The organism is Niallia taxi, from assembly GCF_004005475.1.
Taxonomy (GTDB): Bacteria; Bacillota; Bacilli; order Bacillales; family Cytobacillaceae; genus Niallia; species Niallia taxi.
The window spans coordinates 35,431-52,746 of record NZ_RZTZ01000009.1 but is presented as its reverse complement, the minus strand read 5'-3'; the positions used below and the strand labels follow the sequence as shown (position 1 = coordinate 52,746).

General features: G+C 33.3%; 14 protein-coding genes. 11 read left to right on the top strand and 3 right to left on the bottom strand.

Going from position 1 to position 17,316, the window contains the following annotated elements; genetic code table 11:
• The first annotated feature begins 258 nt into the window (after window positions 1–258).
• The 6 genes from EM808_RS19210 (at window position 259) to EM808_RS19185 (ending at window position 9,201) form a co-directional block, all read left to right on the top strand.
• Window positions 259–903, top strand: a complete 645-nt coding sequence (locus EM808_RS19210; protein WP_127739825.1) for a ZIP family metal transporter — start codon at window positions 259–261, stop codon at window positions 901–903.
• A 1,461-nt stretch (window positions 904–2,364) separates the two neighbouring features.
• Window positions 2,365–3,717 (top strand): cytochrome ubiquinol oxidase subunit I, encoded by a 1,353-nt coding sequence (locus EM808_RS19205; RefSeq protein ID WP_127739824.1) that lies wholly within the window; start codon window positions 2,365–2,367, stop codon window positions 3,715–3,717.
• Complete coding sequence (locus EM808_RS19200) at window positions 3,714–4,727, top strand: cytochrome d ubiquinol oxidase subunit II (protein WP_127739823.1); 1,014 nt, start codon at window positions 3,714–3,716, stop codon at window positions 4,725–4,727. Before EM808_RS19205 ends, EM808_RS19200 begins: the two co-directional genes overlap by 4 nt.
• Window positions 4,728–4,755: 28 nt before the next feature.
• Window positions 4,756–6,489: a thiol reductant ABC exporter subunit CydD gene (gene cydD / locus EM808_RS19195; RefSeq protein ID WP_127739822.1), complete on the top strand. Its 1,734-nt coding sequence runs from the start codon at window positions 4,756–4,758 to the stop codon at window positions 6,487–6,489.
• Complete coding sequence (gene cydC / locus EM808_RS19190) at window positions 6,486–8,204, top strand: thiol reductant ABC exporter subunit CydC (RefSeq protein WP_127739821.1); 1,719 nt, start codon at window positions 6,486–6,488, stop codon at window positions 8,202–8,204. The genes cydD and cydC overlap by 4 nt, the downstream gene beginning before the upstream one ends.
• Window positions 8,205–8,901: 697 nt before the next feature.
• On the top strand, window positions 8,902–9,201 hold the full coding sequence (locus EM808_RS19185; protein WP_127739820.1) for an ArsR family transcriptional regulator: 300 nt from the start codon (window positions 8,902–8,904) through the stop codon (window positions 9,199–9,201).
• A gap of 88 nt (window positions 9,202–9,289) precedes the next feature.
• Here EM808_RS19185 and EM808_RS19180 read toward each other — a convergent pair whose 3' ends face one another.
• Window positions 9,290–11,239 (bottom strand): LTA synthase family protein, encoded by a 1,950-nt coding sequence (locus EM808_RS19180; protein ID WP_127739819.1) that lies wholly within the window; start codon window positions 11,237–11,239, stop codon window positions 9,290–9,292.
• Window positions 11,240–11,580: 341 nt separating this feature from the next.
• Between EM808_RS19180 and qoxA the strand changes: the two genes are divergently transcribed.
• From qoxA to qoxD, 4 genes are read left to right on the top strand one after another with little or no spacing between them, the layout of a single operon-like run.
• Window positions 11,581–12,498, top strand: coding sequence for a cytochrome aa3 quinol oxidase subunit II (qoxA, locus tag EM808_RS19175; protein ID WP_127740026.1), 918 nt, complete (start codon window positions 11,581–11,583; stop codon window positions 12,496–12,498).
• Window positions 12,499–12,532: 34 nt separating this feature from the next.
• The gene (gene qoxB / locus EM808_RS19170; RefSeq protein WP_127739818.1) at window positions 12,533–14,479 is read left to right on the top strand and encodes a cytochrome aa3 quinol oxidase subunit I; all 1,947 of its coding nucleotides are present in this window, start codon (window positions 12,533–12,535) and stop codon (window positions 14,477–14,479) included.
• Window positions 14,479–15,075: a cytochrome aa3 quinol oxidase subunit III gene (gene qoxC / locus EM808_RS19165; protein WP_127739817.1), complete on the top strand. Its 597-nt coding sequence runs from the start codon at window positions 14,479–14,481 to the stop codon at window positions 15,073–15,075. Before qoxB ends, qoxC begins: the two co-directional genes overlap by 1 nt.
• Before the next feature lies 1 nt (window position 15,076).
• Entirely contained in the window at window positions 15,077–15,361 is a 285-nt protein-coding gene (gene qoxD / locus EM808_RS19160) for a cytochrome aa3 quinol oxidase subunit IV (RefSeq protein WP_127739816.1), read from the top strand.
• A 369-nt stretch (window positions 15,362–15,730) separates the two neighbouring features.
• Here qoxD and EM808_RS19155 read toward each other — a convergent pair whose 3' ends face one another.
• Together EM808_RS19155 and EM808_RS19150 are read right to left on the bottom strand one after the other, a co-directional pair.
• Window positions 15,731–15,931, bottom strand: coding sequence for a capping complex subunit for YIEGIA (locus EM808_RS19155; protein ID WP_127739815.1), 201 nt, complete (start codon window positions 15,929–15,931; stop codon window positions 15,731–15,733).
• A 2-nt stretch (window positions 15,932–15,933) separates the two neighbouring features.
• Complete coding sequence (locus EM808_RS19150; RefSeq protein ID WP_127739814.1) at window positions 15,934–16,836, bottom strand: YIEGIA domain-containing protein; 903 nt, start codon at window positions 16,834–16,836, stop codon at window positions 15,934–15,936.
• A gap of 170 nt (window positions 16,837–17,006) precedes the next feature.
• On the opposite strand from EM808_RS19150, the gene EM808_RS28670 reads away from it, so the two are divergent.
• A complete protein-coding gene (locus EM808_RS28670; RefSeq protein WP_164849714.1) occupies window positions 17,007–17,171 on the top strand; it encodes a hypothetical protein in 165 nt (54 codons plus the stop codon).
• Window positions 17,172–17,316 lie beyond the last annotated feature (145 nt).

Here is a 17,316-nt window from a genome sequence, read left to right as displayed (position 1 = left end):
TAATATCCCTCTTCTCTACAATAGATTTTACACACATATTTTGTACCAAAGGTTTAAAATCATTCGTAAAATAATGAAATAATGTAGAGTGTATATCTTCTAATGCTATATAAGTTATTCGTTAACCTATCTTATACGATTAAACTCTTTAATATTAATTTGGACTCAAAAAATATTAATTAAAACAATAAGCTAAGGGAATATAGAATTTTACCTCTGAATATATTTGTTAAAACTAGTTCTATATGGAGGCGTGGAATGTCTGTAGAAATTAAGGTCAGTTTAATCATTATGAGTTTAGTTTTTATGGGGATAGTACTAGGGGGAGGACTCATTCGAATATTATTCCCTTTTTTGAGAGATAAATATTACTTTTTGCCCCTTTTGGGCGGTGGAGTTTTAGCTGGAATGTTGGGATTTGAACTTATTCCTGAAGCCATAGCTAGATATGATATCCTTGGTCTAATGGCAGGAAGTTCTGTAGGTATTTTTTTTATTGTGCTTGTAGAAAAATATACTCATAACATAAAGTATAACGGTATACAAAATATGAAAGTTATATTTTTATTATTCTTCGCTTTATTCATCCACAGTATCCCTACAGGTATAGCTCTTGGAATTAATATTGGTGAAACTGATACTTCCCTTTTGAAAGTAACATTGGCTCATAATATCCCAGAAGGGATGGTTTTGATGACTTCTCTATTAATTTCAAAAGCCGGTATAAACATTTTTTGGATTTTATGCGCTATGTTATCGGCTGCACTAGCAATCAATGTGTATGTAGGGATGGAGTTAAACATTGCATCACCAAAAATAACAACTATGTTCATGGGAGCTGGAATTAGCACACTAGGCTATGTAACGGTTTATGAAATATTATGGAAAACCATTAGCAGGTAAACTTGCATTCACTGTAAAGCTAAAGATAAAGTAGCTTTTTCCATGAATAATTTAGGCTGCCATACGGTGGTTAATTTTATAAATAAAGACAGCAATCCTCAATTAAACGAATTGTTTATGAAGGTATATATTCTTTCCTTATGTTTGTATAGAACCCGTGGTTTAAAATTATATGAATTCCATGCTAATATAGGCCCTAAAAGAAAAGCGAAGTAAGTGTGTGAGAGCTTTCCTCTTAAGGCCCTTAGTAAGGTATAGAACCTTATATTGTTTCGGCATAAAGGATCAATAGTTTAGTTAATCAACAAAAATTTAATAGTTTCCTTTTATCACATTTATATGTCTGTATGTTTCTAACTGGTGGCATTCGGACTCTCATTCACATAGAACCGAGTTCTAAGACAACTGCAGATAGTGTATCAGAATGGAAATCTCTATTAAGTGACAGTCTTGGTTAAGAAAGCTTTGTAGTCATATTCTATTGGATCAAGACAGGCGTTAAGTTTGGAACAATGCTTTAGGAGTATGACCTTAGGTACAAACCACTTGATAGAGTTATGGTGGAATCAAGGGTTGCTAAAAAATTACTAATAGAACATTATTAATTCAATTATCTTATGCAGAAGCACTAGGAGAACCATATGAACTTAAAAGTTGCATTAGGAATTTAGTCTTGAATCAGTGTTTATATTAATACATTTTCATATACAATTAGAAAAGTTAATTTTAATAGTTCTAACAGTTATTTTATTATCTTGCTTGTTAAAATAGGCAAAATAAATAAGACTCTACAAGCATAGGAAACAAGGCATTGGATAAAACATTGTCTATAGAGAGGACACAAGGTCTCTATACTTCTACAATCAAAAGGGAATGGATTTTAACTAAAGAAGAGAAGTGAATGTCAGATTTGGTAACAAACTTTTGCAAAGTAAGCAAAAAAAGGGGAAATCCTTTTTTTTTATTAATTAAATAGGAACTAGGATTGGATCCTTTTTGTTTGAGTAAAAATAAAAATAGAACACTATCATAATCTTTTTGATTTCAGTCTCTAATGATGCTCTTGCTGTTTATGCCGTTTTGGAGTTTAGGAGTTCAATTTTTGTAAAGTTGAGGGTTTCGGAAGTTAGTGGTAAAAATACCCTTACGGAATTGTACACAAAACGTACACTATTTGTACACATTTTTTTATATACTTCCATGATAACATTGTATACATAGTGAAAATAGAAAAATACAATCTATCATTTACATGATTAGAATGGTTGATAGTTGTATAAGGATTATCTATAGTTCTTATAAAGAAAGAAATCCTGTTATATGAACAAGGTATTGATAAATATGTGTAAAAGTTCTTTAATGATAAATGTTTAAACCAGACAATCTATTGTTTAAGAGTATATAAGTATACAAAAACTTGTTCAGAATTTCACATAAATTAACATTTGAGGAGGCTTTAAAATGGAGTTTGATACAGTTACAATAAGTAGATTAATTACCGCTATGACACTAATTTTTCATATTGTTTTTGCTACTTTAGGCGTAGGTGTACCATTATTTATTTCGTTAGCTGAATTTATTGGTATTAAGAAGAAAGACAAACATTATGAATTATTAGCTAAACGTTGGTCCAGAGGTTTTGTGATATCTGTAGCTATTGGGGTGGTTACGGGAACGGCTATAGCCCTACAGTTATCTTTAGTTTGGCCAAACTTTATGGAGCTTGCCGGCAATGTGATTGCATTGCCGCTGTTTATGGAAGTCTTTGCATTTTTCTTTGAAGCAATTTTCCTGGGGATTTATTTATATACTTGGGATCGATTTAAAGGGAAATATACACACTGGTTATTATCTTTACCTGTCATTATCGGTGCAGGTATGTCGGCGGTATTCATTAGTACAGTGAATTCGTTTATGAATTCACCAGACGGATTTACCATGGTGAATGGTGAGTTTACTGCAGTAAATCCATTGCAAGCCATGTTAAACCCATCAACTCCCACAAGAGTCTTTCACGTCTTAGGAGGTTCATATTTAACAGTTGCTGCAATTTTAGCTGCCCTTGCTGCGTTTGCACTCTTAAAAAAGAAAGGTGCTGCAGAATATCATAAGAAAGCATTAAAAATGACTGTTATTTCTATGGTTGTGTTCTCTTTGCTAACTGCATTAGGTGGAGATTTGTCAGCAAAATACCTAGCCAAGTACCAGTCAGAAAAATTAGCAGCTGCAGAGTGGCACTTTGAAACAGAGGGTAATGCTGATCTTGTTCTTTTCGGATGGTTAAATGAAGATAATGAAGTAGTTGGGGCGATCCGAATTCCAGGTTTTTTAAGCTTTTTAGCAAATGGTGATTTTACGAGTGAGGTAATAGGGCTTGAGGAAACACCAGAAGGAGAACGACCACCATTAATCATTCACTATTTGTTTGATTTGATGGTTTCGATTGGATTATTCTTATTAGGGGTTTCGTCCTTGTATCTAGTATTAAGTAGATTTAAACGATGGGATGTCCACAACAAGTTTATATTATGGTTACTCGCTTTAGGTGGTCCACTTGCGATGTTAGCAGTCGAATTTGGCTGGGTATTTGCAGAGCTGGGCAGACAGCCATGGATTTTAAGAGGATATATGACAGTGGAAGAGGCAGCAACTAAATCTCCCTATATTGTTCACATGTTTTTCTTATTTTTAGCACTATACTTAGTGCTTGGAACCCTATTTGTCCTTACTTTAAGGAAATTATTTAAAGATAAGCCTGTGGAACTCGAATTAGAGAAATACTACCCTGAACTTAATAAGGGGGATAAAAAATGAGCTATGAAGTAATTGGGATTAGTGTATTATGGATATTTTTATATGGATATCTAATAGTGGCATCCATAGATTTCGGTGCAGGCTTTTTCGCTTACTATGCAAAAGTTACGAAACAAGATCACATTATCAATAAAATTATTTCACGTTATTTATCTCCAGTTTGGGAGGTAACAAATGTATTTTTAGTATTCTTTTTTGTTGGTATTGTTGGATTCTTTCCATCAACAGCCTATTACTATGGATCAGCATTACTTGTACCCGCAAGTTTTGCCATCATTTTGATAGCTATTCGCGGTTCCTTTTATGCTTTTGAAAATTATGGGTCAAAACAAAGTAATATTTATATGTTTCTATATGGTGCAACAGGGCTATTTATCCCAGCCTCTCTATCGGTTGCCTTAACGATTTCTGAGGGCGGATTCATTACAGAACAAAATGGACACGTATCATTAAAATACTTTGAGTTATTTACTAGTCCATTAGCTTGGAGCATTGTTGGTTTGGCTATTGTCTCTGTCCTGTTTATTAGTGCGAGCTTTATAACGTACTATGCATCAAGAGCAAATGATATACCGGCACTTCATTTAGTAAGAAAATGGGCACTTTTTTGGGCAACACCAACCATTATTATGGCACTTACAACCATGATAGCTTTAAGTCAGCGCAATCAGCAAAATTACGAAAATATGATTGATTTATGGTGGGTTTTTGGTCTATCGATGGCATTTTTCTTAATTGCGATTAGTCTATTGTATATTGGCAAGTATTATGGTGTTGCTTTTATAGCGATTATGCTGCAATTTCTTTTTGCCTTTTTTGGATACGGCATGGCCAAGTTTCCATATTTACTATATCCGCAAATCAGTATAGAAAATAGTGTTACAAATCCTTCGATGGGAATTGCACTTATTGTTGCATTTATAGCTGGACTGCTATTATTAGTTCCTTCCCTGATTTTGTTAATGCGTCTGTTCTTATTTGATGCAGATTACGCGAAGGGTAAAAAATAATGAGATTGAACAAAGGGCTGAATTGATTATGCAAAAATTAAAGCAGACCATCTGGTTATATAAAAAAAGAATTTTTCTTTTAATGGGATTAACATTAATACTTGGTATAGCCGTTATTACACAGGCTTTCGCAATGACGAATATAGTGGATGGTGTCTTCTTGAATCATCAAACCTTTTCAGCAGTTATACCATGGTTAATCCTATTATTATTCATACTATTGATTAGATCTAGTTCTGATTATCTAAGTAAACGTATCGGTGTTTCCATTGCGAGCGATGTAAAGAATGCTACGCGTAAAGAATTATTAACGAAATATGCTGGTAGCTCTATTCAGTTAGCAGAAAAAGGGCAAACAGGTAAAAAGGTTAGTATGCTGCTTGATGGTGTGGATGAGATGGATAGCTTTTATAGTCAATTTATTCCGCAAGTGATGCAGAGCACCTTTGTACCGATTTTAGTGCTAATAATCATTTTTACACAACATATCAATTCAGGTTTAATACTATTAGTTTCCGCTCCTTTTATTCCGATCTATATGATTATCATCGGAATTAAAACGCAAAAAAAATCAGAAGAGAAGTTAGAAAAACTAGCTTCTTTTTCTGGTAACTTTTTAGATGCATTAAAAGGACTCGTTACGTTAAAGTTATTTGACCAAACGAAACGTCAAAAGGATGAATTAGAAAAAAGTAGTTTGAGTTTTCGTGACACAACTCTTGATATACTAAAGATTGCTTTTACACAATCCTTTGCACTTGAACTTATCTCCATGTTAAGTATAGGAATTGTTGCACTGGAATTGGCTATACAGATGATTATTTATGAAAACATGTCATTCTTTACGGCCTTTTTAATTCTTATATTAGTTCCTGAGTTTTTTACTTCATTAAAAGAACTAGGAACAACATTCCATAATGGCAGAGCAAGTATGGGAGCGACGAAAAAAGTATTAGAAGAATTTGAGGAACAAGAAAACTTGTTGTTATGGGGAAAAGAAGAGCTGCCAAAGCAGGATGTTCCTCCAACTATATTACTTGATCAAGTAGGATATACCTATCCTGTTGGGGACTTTCAATTAAAGCCGGTCACTGCTACGTTCTTGCCAAAACAAAAGATTGCCATAGTTGGTGCAAGTGGAACAGGGAAATCTACTTTACTTAACATATTGGCAGGAATGATAACTCCAGATCATGGGTCAGTTAAAATTAATAGTAGAGAGCTGACTAGCTATACAGAAGCTTCCTGGTTAAATCAGATCTCTTACATTTCACAGCACCCTTATATTTTTTCTGGTACGATAGCCGAAAATATATCAATGGGGATTACAGATAAGGTAGAAGAAACAGCTATAGAAGAGGCTGCAAGATTGGCTGGGCTTTTACCACTTATAAAATCTTTAGAAAAAGGGTTTCAAACAGAAATAGGGGAAGCAGGCAGGGGATTATCTAGCGGCGAGAAACAAAGGGTATCCATTGCCAGAGCCTTTCTGAAAAAACCGAATATAGTTTTACTTGATGAGCCAACACGAGGACTTGATCTTGCTACGGAAAGTATCTTGCAGCAATCGATTGAAATGCTAAGTGAAAAGGCGACTGTTATAACGGTAGCACATCGATTGCATACCATTAAAAATGCAGATCAGATTCTCTATCTAGAGAATGGGCAGTTACAAGCAACTGGTTCGCATGAATACTTGGTTGAGAATATCCCAGCATATAAAAAAATTGTTACCATTCAAAAAGGGGGGGCTAAACAATGAGCGCTTTGCTAAAAGTAATTAAACTAGTTTTAATAGAGAAAAAAGATATCGTTATTGCGGTTATCTGTGGCTTTATTGCTGGAATTAGTAGTGTAGGTTTATTTGCAGCAAGTGGTTATCTTATTTCTAAATCGGCCTTAACCCCTCCCTTTTATACATTAATTGTATTAACATCAACTGTAAAATTATTAGGTCTAGTTAAAGCAGGGGCAAAATACGGAGAGCGTCTTTATTCCCACAGAGCAACATTTACCATTTTAAGTAATTTGCGAGTGGCTTTTTTTGAAAAATTAACCCCACTTGTTCCAAATGTTTTTCAAAAGTATAGAAGTGGAGATTTACTAGCACGTGTAGTTGGAGACGTAGAAAGTTTACAAAATTTCTTTCTGAGAGTTTTTTACCCACCAATGGTGTTATTACTTGTTTTTATTAGTACCATTTTCTTTGCTAGCTTCTATTCAATGGAGATTGCTGTAATCCTTTTAATTGGATTTTTATTGACCACCGTCCTTATTCCAGCGCTATTTACCTTAAGACAAGTGAAGATTAATGGCAAAGTTAGAAATGAACGTGGTGAATTATCCACATATATTACAGAAATGATGTTTGGCTTTCGTGATTTAAAGTTATTTCAACAATTACAAACAAAACAAAATCATTTAATAAGTCAATCAGAAGCCTATATTGCTCAACAAAAAGCTAAAAATATAAATAAAATATCCAGTCAATCGTTTAATGGATTTATTACCTTTGTAGTCAGCTGGTTTGTCTTAGCCTTTGGAGCATATTTAGTTACGAATGGTACATTAGAAGGGATATTTTTGGCAATGCTAGTCATGGTTTCCCTTACTGTCTTTGAGCCTGCAGCACCAATGGCCGTCTTTCCAATCTATATGCAAGAAAGCAGTGATGCTTCCAAGCGTTTATATGATGTAGTAGAAGACCCAGACGTACAGGTTAATGAGACTAAGGCGACTATATTTAAATTACCGGATAATGCCCCATCACTACACTTTAAAGAAATCCAGTTTACACACCAAGGCGATTGGCGGACAACAATCCCTAATCTTTCATTAACGATACCATCTAAATCGAAAGTAGCAATTGTAGGTGCAAGTGGTTCTGGAAAATCCACATTACTGCAAATTGCCTTAAAGTTACTACAAGTTCAAAACGGTAAAGTATTCTGGGATAAACAAGATACAGCAAGTATTGCAGGCGAAGCAATCTGGGAACAAGCAAAGGTAGTGTTGCAGGAAAATCATTTCTTTTATGGTACCATCCGAGAAAATCTAAAATTAGCTGGAGCTGAACTTACAGATGATCAGTTGAAAGCTGCCTTAACTAACGTAAATCTTGAACAATTTTCATTAGATCAGCAAGTATTAGAAAACGGTGAAAATCTTTCAGGAGGAGAAAAACAGCGATTAGCCATTGCTAGAGCTTTCCTAAAGAAAGGACATCTGTGGTTATTAGATGAGCCCACTTCATCATTAGATGCACTGACAGAACAAAGTATTTATCAGCGACTTTTCGAATATGCAAAAGAGGATACTTTAATACTAATCAGTCATAGGCTGCAAGGATTAGACAGAATGGATCTAATTATTGTAATGGACCAAGGAAATATTATAGAATACGGTTCCTACCAAGAGCTTTTGAACAAAGAAGGATATTTCTTTCAAATGAAAACATTAGAAGAAAGTTTACTTTAAAAAGGAATAAATAATAGACAAGAGTGTGAAACACGCCAACTATGCACTAGATATAAGAGCTATTGTATTTTGGTGTCGTTTTTTCACCACAATTATTAATACTATGTGTAGTATAATGAATATCAGATTAGCCAGTTCCTCCTAGGTAACTGGCTTTTTGAATTGTTGTACTGGAATTTTTGCAGAAAGGGGTATTTGCTGATTCTAAGAAATATGTACAATGTTCATAAGTTTTGCTTGAAATAACATATTTTTTTGATAACCTAATTTTATAAAAAAGTTTCAAGGATTCCTATATCAACCACTTTATTATTCCCATAGACCTGACCTTAATCTCTATACTCTTGAAAACATTCAGATTATAATTTGATTCTTCATAAGTTGTCAATTTTCCCATCAAATTCATTGAAAGCTGTTGAGAGGCATATTAAAAATATCCCAGGCAGTTTAACAAATTAGAAGTCCTAGATAAGGTTTGTTACTGTATGCAATCTAATTGTTGCACTACTTATCCTAAGAAGTGGCTATTAAGTTACTAAAAGTTACTAAGGAACCTATAATAATCCTACTAATAAATTTGGTGGTATAAAGTTTGACAAATACAAGGATATTCATATATTCTATATATGAATGAGTGCGCATTTAAGAATATAGATGCATTCTAATTTATTTTTTAGAAAGATGGTGGGATAAGTAAATGAAAAGAGATATCAACTCTTTGTTATCTGATGAAAATATAAAGGGACTTTCACGTCTTTGTAAAGTACTTACAAATCCAACAAGAATAAAAATATTATCTTTGATATATAAAAAAGAGTTAACAATAAATCAGATTTCTGACAGACTGAAAATGTCTAGTTCTATGATATCTAATCAAGTAAACTATTTAACAAATGTAAAATATATTGAGTGTAGAAAAGGGTCAGAGAATTTTTATAGACATGACGACGAAGAACTAATTATTACAATAAACCAATTATTAAAACAAGCATATTAATAATATCAAATACCAAAGTTATATTTCATCCAACAGAAGAACCTATCCAGTAAGTTACTAGATAGGTTCTTTCTGTTGGATATGAAATTTATTCTTTATCATTATCAGTTCTTGTATAAAAGTAATCATTTGGATCTATCGGTTTAAAGTTTTTAGGAGTATAGAATCTTAAAAGATCACCATTTACTACTTTATCGGAAAGAGAAAGGGTGGTAGTGACCTTATCTAGAAGCCTTTTTGCCTCAATGGTTTGCTCATCCTGTATTACCTTTCCCGTTTTTGAATTGTAAAATTTTTCATCAATTGATGATATGGTTGGACTTACAAAGTCACCGTTTCTAAATGGTACAAGTTCATTATGGTCTTCAGATAAAAGGTCTGTCCCAAATTGAATATATTTTTTCGTATCAATACCCAGAAGATGTAATAGTGTTGGCAACAGGTCAATTTGTCCACCATACTCTTCAATCGTTCCACCTTTTTGGCCGGGTACACGAATGAATAAAGGAACACGCTGTAGTGCAGCTGATTCAAAGGGAGTTACTTCTTTTCCAATCACTTTCTCCATTGCTGTATTATGATTCTCTGAAATTCCGTAATGGTCTCCATACATGATGATAATAGAGTTATCATATAAACCAGTTTTCTTTAAGTAATCAAAAAAGTTATTTAAAGCCTCATCTGCGTAACGTGCTGTTTGAAAATAGTTGTCTACAGATTTATCTTCTGTAGTAGCAGGCTCTATAGAAGTTTCCTCTTGATTCATCGTATAAGGATAATGATTGGAAACAGTGATAAACTTAGCATAAAATGGCTGTTTCAGAGAATTAAGTAAAGGAACGGACTTTTGAAAAAATGGCTTGTCCATAATACCATAACCGGTCATTTGTTCAGGGTCTACATCATCATAATAGCTTTCATCAAAAAAATTAGTATAACCTAAAGACTTATACATTTCGTTTCTGTTCCAAAAGCTACCTGCGTTACCATGGAAAACGGCAGAAGTATAGCCTTGTTGTCCTAAAATACCAGGTGCAGCTTGGTAAGAATTACCACTTTTAGTTGTAAAGGCAGAACCCCTAGACAAGCCGTAGAGTGAATTTTCTATCATAAATTCTGCATCAGAGGTTTTTCCTTGTGCTGTTTGATGGAAGAAGTTATTAAAATATAAAGTATTTTCATCTTGTGTTAGTGAGTTTAAAAACGGAGTAACCTCTTCGCCGTTTAAACTATAGTTTATAACAAAATTTTGAATGGACTCTAAGTGGAAATATATAACGTTCATTCCTTTACCAATACCAAAGTATTCTGGGTTAGGCTTAGCATAATTTGCTTGAGTAAAGTTAACAACTTCTGTTATTTCGTCACTTGAAGCTAATACCCTTTGTGCGGAAGCTCTTGTACTTTGTATACCATCATAAATAGTGTAGTTATATAAACCTAAATACTTTACAATATAATTTCTATCAAATCCTCTTGTTAATAATTGTGGCCTATCTGTCTCCGCTAAAATCAAATTACCTATAGACAAGAGTAAACCAATAGCAAACAAACCCAGTTTCTGCTTTCTTTTTAAGTTTCTATTGTCGATTTTAATAAATTTTACTGCAAATAATATTAGTAACATAATAAAATCAAAAAAGAATAGAAAATCATACGGTTTTAATAATGAAAAAAGGCTACTACTTACATCACCAAAGTTTTGAGTTTGGGTTAAAGTTGGCAGGGTAATGAAATCATTAAAAAAACGATAGTATAGAACATTTGCATACAATAAGAATGATAGAAAGAAATATAAGCCAAATAGTAGATAGTATTTTTTTCGTCCTTTAAATAGCAATGCTATGCCTAAAAATAATAAAGAAGAACCAAGCGGGTTTAAAAATAATAAAAACTGCTGTAAGAGGTTTTCAATCCCTAATTTAAATTGTGTTATTTGTACAAAGTAGGTCTTTAACCATATTAAAAATACCATAAAAAGATAAATAACCATGATATTATTTAATTTTTTAAATTTATTAAGGTAGCTAGTTTCCATATTTACACCTCTTTTATGTCTATTGTATCTCACTTGACGATTAACTTAATATGTCTAAGTGAACATGTATTATTATAATACATTTTGTTTTATATTGAATAGCAAAAACACAGAAGTATCTGGTAACTAAATAATAAAATGGAAAAATATTACTTCTTAATTTCGTCACAATTACATTTATTTTTATATGTTACCATTATAAAGATAGTGAAAATATCAGATTTAAATGAATGATTGCACATATATATTTATTTAAATATGGTTAGGTGTGCATGTAGTGATTAAGTGTGAGGGGGGATAAGACTTTATTAATCAAATTTTTTAAAGAAAGGATACAGATGATGAAAACAAAAAAGATTGTTTATTTTACAGCTATATTAAGTCTTGTTCTTTTAACAGGGTGTGAGCCTCTAATGGTTTTGGATCCAAAAGGCCCACAAGGAAGAATAACTGCCGATATTATTAAGATATCTATATGGACAATGGCTATCGTAGTAGTTTCTGTATTAGCTTTATATTCTTATATGGTATGGAAATACAGGGCTTCCAAACAAAAAGAGGATTACGAACCGCCTCATATTGAAGGTAGCATAAAATTAGAAATAATTTGGACAGCTATACCTATTCTAATTGTTGCTTTTTTATCCTTCATAACAATCAAATCTACCTATGAAGTGGAAGATATACCAAAGGGATATAGTCAAGAACCACTTGTTATTTATGCGTCGTCATCCAATTGGAAGTGGCACTTTAGTTACCCAGAAGAGGATATAGAGACAGTTAACTACCTCTTTATTCCTACAGACCGACCAATACAGTTTAAGTTATATTCTTACGGACCTATCTCTAGCTTTTGGATCCCGCAATTAGGTGGCCAGAAATATGCAATGGCTGATATGCTGAACACCTTAAATCTAGCTGCAGATGTACCAGGTGAATATCCAGGTCGTAATGCAAATTTCACTGGAGAAGGATTTGCTCAGCAAACTTTTAATGTTCAGGCAATGCCGGAGGATGAATATAAGGAGTGGGTAACAGAAGTAAAAAGTACAGCAGAAAAACTAACAGAGGAAAAATTTAATGAATTGTTAAAACCTGGTCATTTGGGTCAGTCAACTTATAATGGAACTCATTTGGGCTTTTCTCCACCGCCTCATGATATGAAAGCGAATACGGAAGATGAAGAAAAAGGGAATTCCGCAGATTCAAATGAGACAGGTAATATGTCAGATACGAACATGGATGGTATGAACCATTAATAATAAATCTTTTTCCTGAAAGGAGTACTACCGTATGGATTTTTTCGATAGATTTGCTGTTCCAAATCCAGGGCCAACAATCTATGCTTCTATGGTTGCAATAGCCCTTACCGTTATAGGGACATTAGTGTTTATAACGTATACAAAAAAGTGGGGGTATTTATGGCGAGAGTGGTTAACAACTGTAGATCATAAAAAAATAGGTATTTTATATTTAATCTCAGCATTATTAATGCTTTTCCGTGGTGGAGCCGATGCCATTATGATGAGGGCGCAAACAGCGGTTCCAGATAATAATTTATTAAATGCTCAGGAATATAATGAAATCTTTACTACACATGGTGTAGTTATGATTATATTTATGGCGATGGCATTTATCATGGCTCTTATGAACTTTGTAGTACCGCTGCAAATCGGTGCGAGAGACGTCGCCTTTCCAAGGCTAAACGCAGTTAGTTTTTGGTTATATTTCTTTGGAGCCATGTTATTCAATATTTCTTTCGTAGTTGGAGGTTCACCAGATTCTGGTTGGTCTTCTTACTTCCCATTAGCCGGAACTGAGTTTAGTAAATCTGTAGGTACGAATTATTACATGACTGCACTACAAATTTCTGGAATAGGTACATTAATAACAGGTATTAACTTTGTTACTACTATCTTAAAAATGAGAGCTCCAGGTATGACTCTTATGAAAATGCCGATGTTTACTTGGTCAGCACTGATTACAAACTTAATCATTGTATTTGCCTTTCCTATTTTAACCATTGCATTAATCATGGGAACAATGGATCGACTGTTTGGTACGAACTTCTTTACAACCACTGATGGTGGGATGGATATGCTTTGGGCTAACCTATTTTGGGTGTGGGGGCATCCAGAAGTATACATCCTCATATTGCCGGCTTTCGGTATATACAGTGAAATTATTCCAACCTTCGCTAAGAGAAATTTATATGGATATAAATCAATGGTAATATCGATCGTTGCAATTTCTGTACTTTCCTTCTTAGTATGGGTTCACCATTTCTTTACTATGGGACAAGGTGCATTAGTAAATAGTATCTTCTCTGTTACTACAATGGCTATTGCGGTACCAACGGGTATTAAGATTTTCAACTGGCTGTTTACCTTAAGGAAGGGTAAAATACAGTTTACGGTTCCGATGCTATATTCTCTAGGATTCATCCCTATTTTCACAATAGGTGGAGTGACTGGAGTAATGCTTGGAATGGCAAGTGCTGACTACCAATACCATAATACAATGTTTCTAGTAGCTCACTTTCACTTAGTAATTATTCCTGGGGTTGTTTTTGCAATGCTTGCTGGGTTGACTTATTGGTGGCCAAAGATGTTTGGATACATGCTAAGCGAAAGAATTGGAAAATGGGCATTCTGGTTTATTTCTATAAGCGTCTGTGTCACTTTCTTCCCAATGTTCATTTCAGGATTAGATGGTCAGGCACGAAGAATGTATACCTATTCTGAGTCAACAGGTTTTGGTATATGGAATATGATCTCCTTTATAGGAGCTTTAGGACTATTAGTTGGGTTTGTCCTAATAGTTTACAATATTCTTTACAGCTTCAAGAATGCACCAAGAAATATTTCTTCCGACCCTTGGGATGCAAGATCTTTAGAATGGGCAACTAAATCACCTGTCCCAGAGTACAATTTTGCTATAACTCCTACAGTTGATTCAACAGAAGCATTTTGGGATTCAAAGAAAAAGGGTTATAAGTTATTTAAAGGGAAAGTAGATAAAATTCATATGCCAAATAACAGTGGCATGCCTTTTGTTCTAGGTTTTATCTTCTTTGTTTGGGGATTTGCCTTTGTATTTGCACTTTGGATTTTATTAATTATAGCAACAGTAGCTATCTTTATTTGTTTAGCATTTAGATCAAACGAAAAAGATAACGGAAGATATATTCCTAAGGAAACAGTAGAGAAAATAGAAAATTCGTTAGGAGGTCCGAAATAATGAAAATAGATCATACTTTGCCTCTTGAATATAGTACAGAACAAAATCGGTTAAATATACTTGGTTTTTGGATATTTCTAGGAGCTGAAATTGCGTTGTTTGGAACACTTTTTGCCTCCTACTTTACTCTCGTTGATCGGACAGGATCTGGACCAACAGGTGCTGAAATATTCGAGATATTACCAGTGATTATTGAAACGATACTGTTATTGGCAAGCAGTTTTACCATTGGCCTTGGTATAAATGCTATGAGATTAAGAAAGCAGAAAGCAATGGTCACTTTTTTCGCTCTTACGTTATTACTCGGCTTAGCATTCTTGGGAGTCGAAATTTATGATTTTGTTGTTTATATACATGAAGGTGCTACTCTGCAAACTAGCGGATTTACTGCCATTCTCTTCACTCTTTTAGGAACTCATGGAGCTCACGTAGCATTTGGAATTCTTTGGGGAACAATGATTATTTTGCAGGTAATAAGAGATGGGATAAATGAAAGAACTGCCAATAAAGCTTTTATATTCTCACTATATTGGCATTTTATCGATGTAGTTTGGATCTTCCTTTATAGTTTTGTGTTCTTGAAAGGAATGATGTAGAATGGGTGAATTATTTCCAAAGAAACATGTGATTGGGTTTGTGTCTTCCTTAATATTAACCGCAATTGCACTAACTGTTTATTTCTTGGATATGTCATTTGCTGTTGGATCTACTATATTACTAGTTACTGCCTTTATTCAGGCAATTGTACAATTAGTAATCTTCATGCATGCAGGTGAATCAAAAGATAAAAATGTAATATACATTAATATTTATTACGGAGTTTTTATCGCCTTGGTAACTGTTTTTGGAACACTTTTAACTTTAATTTGGGGATATTATTAATAAAGATAAAATAATTTATGTATTGTATTCTAAGCTGGGCATGGTTTAATATGTCCAGTTTTCTTTTTTATTTGGTAAGTTATGCAGCCGTTGGTCATATTCAAAGTTTTTTTATTGTTACCTGTTTTGGCATAAATTTGCTTGGTTGTTTGCGGAAATTTATGCTTTCTAATAGTAGGTGGGTAAAGGGTTATCCTACTAACATTAAAGATTATAGCAAAGTTAATTAAGAAAATTTAAAAGAAGACATTATCGAATAGGTAAGGTTTAAGAATCTTTTATACCTATAAAATTAGAAAAAAAGGACAAAGTAAAATCTTCCTATTATAATTCCAAGATATCTCAATCGAAAGCACTTAACTCATAAAATTAGCGATCAGCAGTTATAACAAGATATAAACCATTACTTAATTTTACTGTATCCCCTCTAACAGCTAGTGCTATTTCCCTTACTAACGATTGCTGTTCATTCTCTTCTTTTGCCTGAATGAAAAGAGCATTTCCAGAGTTAATTGTTTCATTTGTATGACTACTGCTTCCAATAACGGCAAAAATTTTAATGTCTTCCACATTTATTTCTCCTTTTTTTGCAAATATTTATGATTCTTTTGGACTGTTTCAAGAACAGGTGTGCGAAGAATAGAAGAAATCATATTATCAATATTATGAATTATAGGTACGATTACAAAAGCAATTCTTCCGTTAGAATAATCTTTTCTGGTAAAATGGTACCTTTTTAAGCCAAGAGTTCTGGTGATTTCAAATAAAATAGCTTGTCTTTGGCCAAAATTATCAAGGAAGATTCTATAGTGTTCTTGTTTAGGGCTTAAAATAACAGCTATCCCCTCTTGAAGTATCATCTCTTGCCCACGAATACTACCTATACGATTAGAAATAAACATATCATCTGCATAAAGCTCGTTATTTTTTATAATTATCTTTGCTTGGTTTACTACTGCAAAATCAGATATAGTTTTCCCTTTTGAGAAACGGACTAAGATTAAAAAGATTAAAATCCCCCCTAATATTCCCAAGCTTATACGGATGAACACTGGCATTGTTTCGAGTGACTCAGCTATGACACTTATTGTTAATGCAACAAATAAAGCTATATAATTTCTCGCCTCGTAGGTCTTCGAAATACCATCGATATAAGCACTTCCGCGTTTTGTGTATTCGGTTTCTTCTAAGGATTTTAGGCTGTCTTGTTCTAACTTTCTAACACCCTGAAATTGAGTTATTGCCAAAGCTAAAAAAGTAGCAGCTGTAACGTTATTTGTCATTATTGCAGGGATGAAAATTGCCCCTAATGTTGATGCAACAAAACCAAGTGCAATTTGGCTAAGAACCCCATTTGGATAGGTGGGATATTGTCTATAGTCCTCTCTTAAAATAAGTACTCTAGCAAGTGTACCACCAATTATTCCTATAATAATTAAAATTAAATGTGGGGTAGATAGAATTTGTGCTCTCATTTTTTCCCCCTCCTCATATCTACTTTTCAAAAATATTATCTCCGCAAATGAATAATGTATTCAGGTTTATAATAATAAAATGAACTTTGTATGGTTGGAGAAAATTTTTTAAAAAATCATTCATATTAAAGTTTAGTTTAGATAAAAATAGATTTGGGAGGTGAAAAAATATGTTTAATAAAAATAAGTTTTTAGGTGTAATAAATAATATGGGAAATCCAGATGATATAAGTCTGTTAAATAATTTAGGAATTAAAGAATCAAACGAACCATTCATTGAAATAAATAGTCCATTTGAGATGAAAGAACCAGTTGAAATTAGAGAACCACAGTAATATAAAGCAATGAATACACTGAGAAAAAACTCTGATTAAAATATTGAACAGAGTTTTTTCTATAAGTTAAATTTATATTGGATTTTTATTGATTATTATTTTATTTTCTAACCACTTAGGATAAATGAAACGAGGATTCACTTAA

What these genes read in the sequence shown, in the direction of transcription:
- EM808_RS19210 (WP_127739825.1), top strand. Translation starts at nt 259, where the DNA reads ATGTCTGTAGAAATTAAGGTCAGTTTAATCATTATGAGTTTAGTTTTT.
- EM808_RS19205 (WP_127739824.1), top strand. Translation starts at nt 2,365, where the DNA reads ATGGAGTTTGATACAGTTACAATAAGTAGATTAATTACCGCTATGACA.
- EM808_RS19200 (WP_127739823.1), top strand. Translation starts at nt 3,714, where the DNA reads ATGAGCTATGAAGTAATTGGGATTAGTGTATTATGGATATTTTTATAT.
- cydD (WP_127739822.1), top strand. Translation starts at nt 4,756, where the DNA reads ATGCAAAAATTAAAGCAGACCATCTGGTTATATAAAAAAAGAATTTTT.
- cydC (WP_127739821.1), top strand. Translation starts at nt 6,486, where the DNA reads ATGAGCGCTTTGCTAAAAGTAATTAAACTAGTTTTAATAGAGAAAAAA.
- EM808_RS19185 (WP_127739820.1), top strand. Translation starts at nt 8,902, where the DNA reads ATGAAAAGAGATATCAACTCTTTGTTATCTGATGAAAATATAAAGGGA.
- EM808_RS19180 (WP_127739819.1), bottom strand. Translation starts at nt 11,239, where the DNA reads ATGGAAACTAGCTACCTTAATAAATTTAAAAAATTAAATAATATCATG.
- qoxA (WP_127740026.1), top strand. Translation starts at nt 11,581, where the DNA reads ATGAAAACAAAAAAGATTGTTTATTTTACAGCTATATTAAGTCTTGTT.
- qoxB (WP_127739818.1), top strand. Translation starts at nt 12,533, where the DNA reads ATGGATTTTTTCGATAGATTTGCTGTTCCAAATCCAGGGCCAACAATC.
- qoxC (WP_127739817.1), top strand. Translation starts at nt 14,479, where the DNA reads ATGAAAATAGATCATACTTTGCCTCTTGAATATAGTACAGAACAAAAT.
- qoxD (WP_127739816.1), top strand. Translation starts at nt 15,077, where the DNA reads ATGGGTGAATTATTTCCAAAGAAACATGTGATTGGGTTTGTGTCTTCC.
- EM808_RS19150 (WP_127739814.1), bottom strand. Translation starts at nt 16,836, where the DNA reads ATGAGAGCACAAATTCTATCTACCCCACATTTAATTTTAATTATTATA.
- EM808_RS28670 (WP_164849714.1), top strand. Translation starts at nt 17,007, where the DNA reads ATGTTTAATAAAAATAAGTTTTTAGGTGTAATAAATAATATGGGAAAT.